Below are 10,052 nucleotides of genomic sequence, written 5' to 3' on the forward strand. Positions count from 1 at the left end.
CGCCTGCTGCGAGCAGTCAACCATGTTCACCGATTCCCACTGCCACCTGAATTTTCCCGAATTCAAAGACCGCATGCCCGAAGTGCTGACCGCCATGCGCGAGGCCCAGGTCACGCGTGCGCTTTGCATCTGCACCACGCTGGAAGAGTTTGACGACGTTCACGCGCTTGCCGAGCAGCACCCCCACCTCTGGGCCACCGTGGGTGTACATCCCGACAACGAAGGTGTGCGCGAACCCACCCTCGATGACCTGCTGCAGCGGGCTGCCTTGCCCAAGGTGGTGGGCATTGGCGAGACGGGGCTGGACTACTACCGCTTGAATGGCCGCAGCGTGGCCGACATGGCCTGGCAGCGCGAACGCTACCGTGTGCACATACAGGCGGCACGGCAAACCGGCCTGCCGCTGGTGATCCACACGCGCAGCAGCAGCGACGATACGCTGGCCATCCTGCGGGAGGAGGGCGGTGTGGGGCAGACAGATGCTGCGCGGGGCGTGTTTCATTGCTTCACCGAAACGACCGAGGTGGCGCGCGCCGCGCTGGACCTGGGTTTTTACCTTTCCTTCTCCGGCATCATCACGTTCAAGAGCGCGGCCGATCTGCGTGACGTGGTCGGTTTTGTGCCCATGGACCGATTGCTGATCGAAACCGACAGCCCTTACCTGGCGCCCGTTCCATACCGGGGCAAAACCAATTCACCGGCCTACGTGCCTTGGGTTGCCAAACAGGTGGCGGAACTCAAAGGCCTGTCCGTCGAATCGGTCGCCGAAGCGACAACGGCCAATTTCCTGTCGCTTTTTGATCGGGTGCAAGCGCCTTGAGCGACGAATACGGGCACAGGTAGGTGAAATCCACATGCAGTGCCCCCACAAAGACCCGCAAAATCAGCGGGTTCAACCATTGCAGGAGACGCGTGTGCTTATAAAAAGTCAGAAAGACTTCTATTCCGGTTTGATGTTCGCCGCCGTGGGGGTCGGATTTGCGATTGGTGCCACCAACTACACCATTGGCCAAGCATCGCGCATGGGACCGGGCTACTTCCCGTTGATTCTGGGGGTGATCCTGACCATTTTGGGTGCCGTCATCTCCCTGCAGTCTTTTGCCTCAAAGGCGCCCGACGGCGACAAGATTGGCAAGTGGGCTTGGAAGCCGCTCTTTTTTGTCCTGTCTTCCAACCTGGCCTTTGGCGCTTTGCTGGTGGGCCTTCCTTTTATTGGTTTTCCTTCTTTTGGTCTGATCGTTGCCATTTATGCGCTGGTGTTCATCGCCAGTCAGGCCGGTGAACGTGTCAGCATCAAGGAACTGTTGGTGTTGTCCACCATCTTGGCCATCGGCAGCTACCTGGCCTTCATCAAGCTGCTGAACTTGCAGTTCCCAGTCTGGCCGGCTTTTCTGGTCAATTGATAAAACAACAAGACCGGAGAGTCACAGATGGATTTGATCAACAACCTCACGCTGGGTTTTGGTGTCGCCTTCACCGTCCAGAACCTCATCTACGCCTTCATCGGCTGCCTGCTGGGCACGCTGATTGGCGTGTTGCCGGGTGTGGGCCCGGTGGCAACCATTGCGATGTTGCTGCCCGCCACCTACGCACTGCCCCCCGTGGCGGCGCTCATCATGCTGGCTGGTATTTACTACGGCGCGCAATACGGTGGCTCGACCACTGCCATCCTGGTCAACCTGCCGGGTGAAGCTTCGTCCGTGGTGACGGTGATCGACGGTCACCAGATGGCCAAAAAAGGCAGGGCAGGCCCGGCGCTGGCAGCTGCCGGCATCGGTTCCTTTTTTGCCGGGTGTGTGGGCACGCTGATCCTGGCCGCCTTCGCGCCGCCCCTGACCGAAGTGGCCTTCAAATTTGGCCCTGCCGAGTATTTCTCGCTGATGGTGCTGGGCCTCATCGGTGCCGTGGTGCTGGCCTCGGGCTCGCTGATCAAGGCCGTGGCCATGATCATCCTGGGCCTCCTGCTGGGCTTGGTGGGCACCGACGTGAACTCTGGTGTGGCGCGCTACAGCTTTGGCATTCCCGAACTGACCGACGGCATCAGCTTCATCGTGATTGCCATGGGTGTGTTCGGCTACGGTGAGATCATCCACAACCTGTCGCACCCACCCGAAACGCGCGACGTTGTCACCGGCAAGGTGGAAGGCATTTTCCCCACCGCAACCGACTTCAAGCGCATGTTCCCCGCCATCCTGCGTGGCACAGCATTGGGCTCGGCCTTGGGCATCCTGCCGGGCGGTGGTGCCTTGTTGTCGGCTTTCGCGGCCTACACCATTGAGAAGAAGACCAAGCTCAAGCCCGGTGAAGTACCCTTTGGTGAAGGCAACATCCGTGGCGTTGCTGCCCCTGAGGCGGCCAACAACGCCGGTTCGCAGACCTCCTTCATTCCGCTGCTGACGCTGGGTATTCCGCCCAATGCCGTGATGGCGCTGATGGTCGGCGCCATGACCATCCACAACATCCAGCCCGGCCCGCAGGTGATGACCAGCAACCCCGAGCTGTTCTGGGGTCTGATCGCCTCCATGTGGATTGGCAACCTGATGCTGGTGATCTTGAACCTGCCGCTGATCGGCATCTGGATCAAGCTGCTGACCGTGCCTTACCGCTGGCTCTTCCCCGCCATCGTGTTGTTCTGCGCCATCGGCGTCTACTCCACCAACAACAACACCTTCGATATCTGGATGGTGGCCATCTTTGGTTTCATCGGCTACACCTTCATCAAGCTGGGCTGCGAACCCGCGCCCTTGCTGCTGGGCTTGATTCTTGGCCCCATGATGGAAGAAAACCTGCGCCGCAGCCTGCTGTTGTCGCGGGGTGACTGGTCGGTGTTTGTCACCCGCCCGCTGTCCGCGTCCTTGCTGGCCGCTGCCGTGTTGCTGTTGGTGGTGGTGCTCAGTCCCTCCATCAAAAAGAAGAGCGAAGAGGCGTTTGTCGAAGACTGATACAGTCTGCGGATGGTCACTGATTGCACCCATCCAGATCGCAACAAGAGGCCCCGTGAGCGGGGCCTTTTTGTTCCTGTCCCTGGCAAAACGCTGTCCAGGCGGCACTGTTTTCAGCTGGGTCTGGGCGGCTTGATATGGTCTGTAATCCCGCTGGCGCGGGCCAACTCTTTTGACGAGTTTTTTCGTGCCATCGCCGCAGATTCGCCCCGCACGCTTCAGACCCTTGCCAACCGGGGGTTCGACCTCAACACCCGCAACGAAAAGTCCGACCCACCGCTGGTGCTCGCTTTGCGTCTCGACGCGCTGAAAGTCGTTGAATTTCTGCTGTCACGTCCTGAAGTGGACGTGGAGGCTCGGACCGCACAAGACGAAAGCCCACTGATGTTGGCGGCGTTGAAAGGGCGCCTTGCACAATGTGAGGCCTTGATTCAAAGAAAAGCCCACGTCAACAAGCCCGGCTGGACACCGCTGCACTACGCCGCGTCTCATCCAGGTGAACAGGCGCCAGCAGTGGTTCAACTGCTGCTGGATCACCACGCCTACATCGATGCCGCGTCGCCCAATGGATCGACCCCGCTCATGCTCGCCGCGATGTACGGCAACGCAAAGGTGGTGGCGCAGCTGCTCGACGCAGGCGCCGATGCGAGCCTCAAGAACGAGCAGGGTTTGACCGCACTCGATTTTGCACACCGTGCCGGACGGCCAACTGAGGCTGAGCGCATTGCGCGCAGCATCCGTGGCAACGCACCCAAAGGGCAATGGTGACTTGGTCGGTCGGCGCGGCAGTAGCAGGTCGTGCTGAAGTTTTTTCCTTGCTGTACATGAGTTAACATAATATACATCGTGGAATGTCAAGGGTATCAAAAAAACGCCCTTGAAGGCACGAAGTAAACAAGCTCAACCTACCGGCACCGTCCGACCTCGCCGAACGCACGGCCGCACTTTACCGCACATTTGGCAGGTGGTGTCAAACGTGTTCATCATTTGAGATAAGTTGACAATCAGAGCAGTTTCAACGCCTGATTGGCTGGCGGAACCGGCAGCACCCAGCGGTCGGGTTCGACCAGAACGACGGCTGAGAGCTTGCCGACGACAGCGTTGCCGCGTCCGATCACGCTGTACCGCAGAATGTTGACCTTGTTCGGACCCATGACGTGCCAACCGGCTTTGATGACCTCGCGCTGGACTTGAAGGCCGCGTGACTCGGCACCCGCTTCGGTTTCGCCTTCGGCCTCACGGCAGAACAGCTTGAAAATCAACGGCGACACCAGCGCCATGCCTTCGGTCGTGAAATGCACTGGTGCACCCGACTCGTTGTACTTGAGCTGACGCTGGGCCAGGCCTTGCTGCAGCCACTGCATGAAGGCTTGGGCGGTTTCACTGGGCTCAACCTTCTTGCTGGCCGATTCGTGTGGCAGTTCGGGCAGCAACGGAGCGAGCACCACGGGCACGGTCCTGGTTCTTGCAGCCATGGCAGGCAAAGCGCTCGGCGGCAACAACAGTTGACGCATGGCAGGCGAATCAACCAAAGCAGCAGGTTCCTGCTCGTCGGCGGGCATGGTGGCTGGGGCGGCCGGCTTTGGCGGCTTTGGCACTGTGGTTGCTGATGGCTTGTTGGCGGGCGGCTGGGTGCTACTTGCTGCAGGCTTCTGGATGGTGGGTGAAATTGCGGCAGCAGTCTGCTTTCGCTGGGCGGCTGGCACGCTTGCAGGTGGGGAAATTGCTGCAGGTGCCTTGTGGACCGCCTTGACCACCACCGCGCGAACATCGTCCTCGTCGCCCAGCAAATCCTCTCCATCGATCAGGTCGAAGCCGTCCACGCCGCCTGGGGCCAGTGGCGAAATATCCGCTTGCACAGCCTTAGCAATTGCAGCAGTCTTCGTGTTTGAAGTCTTTGCCGCAGCCGGTACAGCCGCAGCGGCTGAGGCAGTTTGTGCAGGCTTGTTGTCTGGCGTTGATGCAGGCTTGGGCTTGTTGAAGGCGGGCGCCTTCAGTGAAGCAACTTCATGTTCGGGTTTGCGCTTGGCTGGCTGGCCTGCAGCCTGGTGGGCGCTGGAGGACATCGCGGGCTGGGACTCGGCACCCGTGCCCTGTGGCACTTTGGTGGCAGCAACGCGCCCTTCCCTGGCGTTGCTGGCTGCAGACACGGTTGAAACTGTGGCAGTTTCCTCAGGCTCTTGCGTTGCGACAGGCGTCTGCACAGCATCGACCTCTGCGCCACGCTTTTCCTTGACCTGGATGGTGCCCATCATCTGGGGTGGATAGGCCTGGGGCGAATCAAACAGGCGCTCCAGCGGAAAACGCAGCATGGTCAAGGCATGTTCATAGGCCTCCCCTGCAGCAGCGCCCTCACCTGCCCCGCCTTTGACCACGACGTACCAGACAGCTTGCCCGGTCTGGGGGTTGGGTGTGATGCAGCCGTACTCTTGCCATGTGTCGAAAATCCGGTCGTTCTTCGCTTCACCAGGAACACTTTCATCCGGTGCGTGCTGTTTGATGTGCTGACGCACCGCATCGGCCACGCGCTTGGCCACGAACCAGACCGATCCGTCATACACCCAGCCGGCGGCGCCCGTGCGGTTGAGCGGCAGCACAGTGCCCAGGCGCAGCATGTCCCTGAGCGCCTGCATCAGGAGATCAATCAAAGGCGTGGCTGTGGCAGTGGCAAACCTCGCCCGACTGCCCTGCAGCAGCGCACGCTGTGTTGAGGCCTGGTCGGCCTTCTGAACGATCCTGGCGACCAGGCTGGTGCGATCCACGCCGCTGAGGTACTGGCTCAGCGCATCGAGCACATGCGGCCGACGTGAGAGAAACGACAAGGCGCTTGGAGGCGCGATCTGTTGCAGCAGCGTCACCGCCAGCCGCGAGTGCGCCTGGTAGTCGCGTGCTGACTTGGGAACGAACTCAACCAGGTACTCAGCGTCGGTGCCATGTGAGCGACAAACCTGCGGCAGTGATCCTGCAATCGGCACCCACTTGACCGAGTCGGCCATGCCGGGGCAGCGCCACTGAATGCGCAAGTCCGTCATCGGTTTGGCGATGTCGTGCAGGAGTGCCGCGAAAAACACCGCATAGGTCCACTCATCGCGCTCAGCGTCCATGGTCTCGACCGGCGCGTTCTCGGGCAGGAAATGACCGTTGCGCCAGGTCATCGCCGCCACCACCATCTCCAGCGTGTGCGACAGCAGACCGCCGACGTGGGCATGGTGATGGGCCTCGGAGGCTGGCATCAACTGCACAAACTCGGCGTAGCGATGAAGTGATGCCAGCAGATCGCGCTCCCAGACCACCTGCGCCAGGCGGGACTGGCGCCACATCGTCTCAATCGCCCGCTCGGCCCGCACCAAGGCGAGCAGATCGGCAGCTTGGATGACCTTCAGCCAGCCGGTGGCAGTGCCCTGGACGGAAGCCGAAGTGGGCGCAGGTGCAGCGGCAACAGGAGGGGCCTCGGGCGCGGCCTTAACTGGCTCGTTGCCTTTGCCCAACCATTTTCCCAATGACCGCCGAACCACCGAAAACATGGTTCAGGCCTCGACGCCCCACAGACGGTCTCGATGGGCCGCTCTGTCCAGCCCGGTGCTGCGCGTCACACGCAGATACACCATGCCCTGTTCGCGACTCGTGGTCAGCGATTCAACATCCTGCGTGTATGACAACCAGGACTGGTTCAGCGGATTCCAGAGATGAAGCCGATGCCCTGCGGGTTGCTGATCGGTACTTGGGGCCGAAGAATCACCTTCATGCGGTAGCCAATAGGCGATGTACTTGACGAAATCGGCATCGAGAAGGGCCGCTGTCACATCCTCCTTCAATTGGTTGCCATGGGCATCAGAGATGTGTCGGCCAGCGAGCACGAAGCTGTACAGGATTTGACGAACACAAGTCAGTGGCTCATGCTCTCGCGGGATGTGCGGCTCGATGCCATCAAATCGGGCAAGCCAGCTCAGCAGGTGGGTGGTCCAGCCACCCAAGCCCAGGGATTTGAGGTGCGCCACGATGGTGAAAGCGGCGTGTTGACGATCCAGCGCATCACGGCCAAAGTGAGGCCAGGCGGGGTCCGTCGTGTGTGTGGAGTGCTGCGCCATGGCGTCCGGCTCTTTGTAGGTCTTGTGAATCACGCGCGTAATGTAGGTGCCAAATAGCACTTTCGCTCTAAAAAAACCTGCGGCACGCAATGAGGCAATCGGCTTGCAAAGTGCGGCAGATTCTGATAGCGGACCATACTGCATCAACGTCTCCCTTTCACCAACGGCTGCTGGTTTTGTGGGCACGGTGCTGCAGGCCGCATGAACACAGGGCTGGGCGCACAGGGGGGCAGGATATCCACAGGCTTGGTCACAGAAAGCTGGGACAACTCCACCCGATGCGGGAGTCGGCCCCCGGCCGAGTCCCGCACTCATTACCCCGTAAGAGCCCTTTCCCTGTCCCAGTAGGCCCTTTGCGCGTTCGACGAACTTTGAGGAGAACGCGCGCCCTTTGGATTGGGCCATTAACCCGTAGAAAGCCTTTGCCCGTCGCCGACCGCCCCCGGTCGGCTGCATCCCGCCAGGTGATTGCTGCCAAACGGCAAGGCTCATCAAAGCCGGCTACAACTTTTTTGAAGGCTCGTCAAGCCGAAACCTGTTTTTTGTGCCGCAGGGTTTCGGCTTGAATCCGTCGCTGCCAAAAATGACACTGCTTGCACTGGTCGGTTGTGCAGCGTCAAGCCGCATGACCGTGGCCCAGTCGCTGGTTGTGCGCCCGTCCCCCTTGTAACCCTTCGTCTTGGATTGAGCCTCAGACACCAGCGTCTGGGGTGGCTTCAAATCCAATGGTGAACTAATGCAAATGCAATCGTTGCAGCGACAGGGTCTTGTGGGCACGCTGGCCCTTGTCATCGCGTCGGGCGCCTTCGCCCAGACCAAACTGGTCGATGGGGGCACACAGGTCCAGGTGGGCCGCTACACCACGCAGGCCGCACGGCCTGCACCTGGGTTGCAGGAGCCTCTGGAGGTGTACGCGCAACTGCGGTTCCCGAGATCGACGGTGCGCAGCGTTGGCGATGCCATCCAACACACGTTGATGCGCACCGGTTACCAGTTGCTCAGCACCGATTTGTTGAGCGAAGAAGCCCGGCACTTCCTGACCTTGCCGCTGCCCGAGTCGCAACGCGAACTCGGTCCCTTCGAAGTCAAAGAGATTCTCCAGGTCATCCTGGGCAAGGCCTGGCGCCTGCAGCAAGACCCCGTCAAGCGCTTGGTCTGGTTTGAACTCGCCGCCGGAACGGGCAGCACGGGCGCACATGTGAACTCGGCAACGGAGGCCGCGAGCGCCTCCCCGTCTGCACCCGCCCCCAGCAGCACGCCGAATCCGGCCCTTGAGCAGCGCTCGGATTCAACCAGCGGCCTCTACATGAATTGAGCCAGTGCGACTCGGACACACCAGCACGCACACCAGAAAGGCACCCCACATGAACGACGATCAAGAACGCGAACGCCAAGAGCAACAAGACCAGGAACGTCGCCGCGAACAGGATGAACTGGAGCGCAGTGAGATGGCGCAGCAGGCCATGGGCGCCGGTTCGCCTGCGATGCGCGAAGCTGCTGGATCGAGCGCCGCACACCGGCCAGCGTTCGGGCAAGCACCCGTCGTTGCCAGTGTGGGAGCCATGGGGCAGGACACAAAGCCTGGCCAGCAGTCCGAACAAAAGGGTGTGCTGCCCCGTGGGCGCAGCATGCTGGGTATCGGTTTGCTCGCTGTGGCGATCACGGGCGTGGCCATGGGCGCCGTGTGGTGGAAGAAGTCACGCCAGCCATTGCCGACGTTGATCGGCCAGACCGAAACGGCCGCATTGCCCGATGTCCTGGACTCGGTCAAAGCAGTAAACACAACCCCTCCCAGTGCACCGGCTCTGCCGCCATCGGAGGACACCCACGCGATGGGGGTGCCATCGTCCTCAGACGGCGAGGCACCCGCCCCAGTCGCTATCGCCCCGGTTGAGCGGGCTGCTGTTACGGCCACGCCCATGGACACAGTGGCCTCACCTGCCGGAAACAACCCACTTCAAGTCGATGAGGGAGAGCCCAAGCCGCCCAGCGCAAGCTCTGCGGTTGCCCCTCAGGTTCAGCCTGAGGCGGGGGCCAATTCCGACCTGGTCAGGCAAGACCAAGAGCAGCGCATTGCTCGGCTGGAACAGCAGGTGGCGCAACTGATGGAGTCGGCCAAGCCGCGCCAGGTCGCGCCCCGCCCTGTTTCGTCGGCTGGTCGCACGGCACAAGGCCGCAGCTCTGCGGCTGGCAGCGCCAAAGCTGACGCAACGCGTAAGTCGGCACAGAAAACCCAGGGGAGCGCAGACGCAAGCCATGGCGTGGCCTTGTTGTCGGTTGATCTGTGGGACGGCAAGCCTTCGGTGGTGGTGGGGACCACGGACCCCGCCAATCCCCAGGTGCGCGTGCTCAAACCAGGCGACAGCCTCTCTGGCGTGACGCTCAAACAGGTGGACATGTCTGGGCAAAAGGCGACGTTTGAAGTCGGTGGCCGAATCATTGAACTGTCACGGGCGAACTGAGCATGTCATTGATCCGACTCTCCCTCGCGCTCACGGCCTTGCTCGTGACCTCCTCTGTCTTGGCGCAGCGGCAAACACAGACCGAAGTGAGCGCCGTGCAGGAACGCACATCGCAGGCGGCCAGTTCGGCAAACGCCACCACGGGACTGAACGCCACGGACTTGGTTGTGGCGCAAATCTGGGGACTGACCCAGGAGGAAATGCAGCGGGCCAAGCTGTTGCTGAAGGGGCCGCGCGCCAGTTTTTCGGTAGAGCAGTTGTCCCCTGTTGAAGCGCTGGGCATCCACGCCCGCACCGACGCCGAACGGCGCAAGTACGCCGAAATGTTCGCGCGGGCCTTCCACCAGGACGTGGAGCGTTCGATTGCCTGGAACGCCGCTTTCCAGGAAGCGATGCAGCGTCTGTACCCCAACGAAGCGATGGTGGACTACCGCGGCCTGCCCAAGGTGGTTGCCCCCATCGGCTCGGCCGATGCCGCAGGTGTGCCGCGCTCGGTCGTGGCCGATCCTGCCCCTTCGGCTCGGCCGCTGCCGGCCCGCCGTTGACGTGGGAGCCTGACA

The 10,052-nt window shown here is 61.4% G+C and carries 9 protein-coding genes; 7 read left to right on the top strand and 2 right to left on the bottom strand.

The features are described from left to right. The first annotated feature begins 22 nt into the window (after positions 1–22). The 4 genes from ACFQPB_RS15775 (at position 23) to ACFQPB_RS15790 (ending at position 3,710) form a co-directional block, all read left to right on the top strand. Positions 23–820: a TatD family hydrolase gene (locus ACFQPB_RS15775; RefSeq protein WP_382225216.1), complete on the top strand. Its 798-nt coding sequence runs from the start codon at positions 23–25 to the stop codon at positions 818–820. A 94-nt stretch (positions 821–914) separates the two neighbouring features. Next, positions 915–1,403, top strand: coding sequence for a tripartite tricarboxylate transporter TctB family protein (locus ACFQPB_RS15780; RefSeq protein WP_382199438.1), 489 nt, complete (start codon positions 915–917; stop codon positions 1,401–1,403). Between the two features lie 27 nt (positions 1,404–1,430). Next, positions 1,431–2,942, top strand: a complete 1,512-nt coding sequence (locus ACFQPB_RS15785) for a tripartite tricarboxylate transporter permease (RefSeq protein ID WP_382225219.1) — start codon at positions 1,431–1,433, stop codon at positions 2,940–2,942. A gap of 132 nt (positions 2,943–3,074) precedes the next feature. After that, a complete protein-coding gene (locus tag ACFQPB_RS15790; protein WP_382225222.1) occupies positions 3,075–3,710 on the top strand; it encodes an ankyrin repeat domain-containing protein in 636 nt (211 codons plus the stop codon). 236 nt (positions 3,711–3,946) lie between these two features. Here the strand turns inward: ACFQPB_RS15790 and mobH are convergent, their stop codons facing one another. Then, on the bottom strand, positions 3,947–6,430 hold the full coding sequence (mobH, locus tag ACFQPB_RS15795; RefSeq protein ID WP_382225224.1) for a MobH family relaxase: 2,484 nt from the start codon (positions 6,428–6,430) through the stop codon (positions 3,947–3,949). 39 nt (positions 6,431–6,469) lie between these two features. Next, a complete protein-coding gene (locus ACFQPB_RS15800) occupies positions 6,470–7,063 on the bottom strand; it encodes a hypothetical protein (RefSeq protein ID WP_382225227.1) in 594 nt (197 codons plus the stop codon). A 703-nt stretch (positions 7,064–7,766) separates the two neighbouring features. Here ACFQPB_RS15800 and pilL2 point away from each other — a divergent pair. From pilL2 to ACFQPB_RS15815, 3 genes are read left to right on the top strand one after another with little or no spacing between them, the layout of a single operon-like run. Next, complete coding sequence (pilL2, locus tag ACFQPB_RS15805) at positions 7,767–8,345, top strand: PFGI-1 class ICE element type IV pilus protein PilL2 (RefSeq protein WP_382225229.1); 579 nt, start codon at positions 7,767–7,769, stop codon at positions 8,343–8,345. Between the two features lie 49 nt (positions 8,346–8,394). After that, entirely contained in the window at positions 8,395–9,492 is a 1,098-nt protein-coding gene (locus ACFQPB_RS15810) for a hypothetical protein (RefSeq protein WP_382225232.1), read from the top strand. 2 nt (positions 9,493–9,494) lie between these two features. After that, entirely contained in the window at positions 9,495–10,037 is a 543-nt protein-coding gene (locus ACFQPB_RS15815) for an integrating conjugative element protein (protein WP_382225234.1), read from the top strand. Positions 10,038–10,052: the final 15 nt, after the last annotated feature.

The organism is Hydrogenophaga atypica (genome assembly GCF_042665215.1).
GTDB classification, from domain to species: domain Bacteria; phylum Pseudomonadota; class Gammaproteobacteria; order Burkholderiales; family Burkholderiaceae_C; genus Hydrogenophaga; species Hydrogenophaga defluvii_A.

Bases quoted from the DNA above. Each gene is read 5' to 3' on its own strand.
- ACFQPB_RS15810 (WP_382225232.1), top strand. From the start codon at position 8,395: ATGAACGACGATCAAGAACGCGAACGCCAAGAGCAACAAGACCAGGAA.
- ACFQPB_RS15775 (WP_382225216.1), top strand. From the start codon at position 23: ATGTTCACCGATTCCCACTGCCACCTGAATTTTCCCGAATTCAAAGAC.
- ACFQPB_RS15785 (WP_382225219.1), top strand. From the start codon at position 1,431: ATGGATTTGATCAACAACCTCACGCTGGGTTTTGGTGTCGCCTTCACC.
- pilL2 (WP_382225229.1), top strand. From the start codon at position 7,767: ATGCAAATGCAATCGTTGCAGCGACAGGGTCTTGTGGGCACGCTGGCC.
- ACFQPB_RS15815 (WP_382225234.1), top strand. From the start codon at position 9,495: ATGTCATTGATCCGACTCTCCCTCGCGCTCACGGCCTTGCTCGTGACC.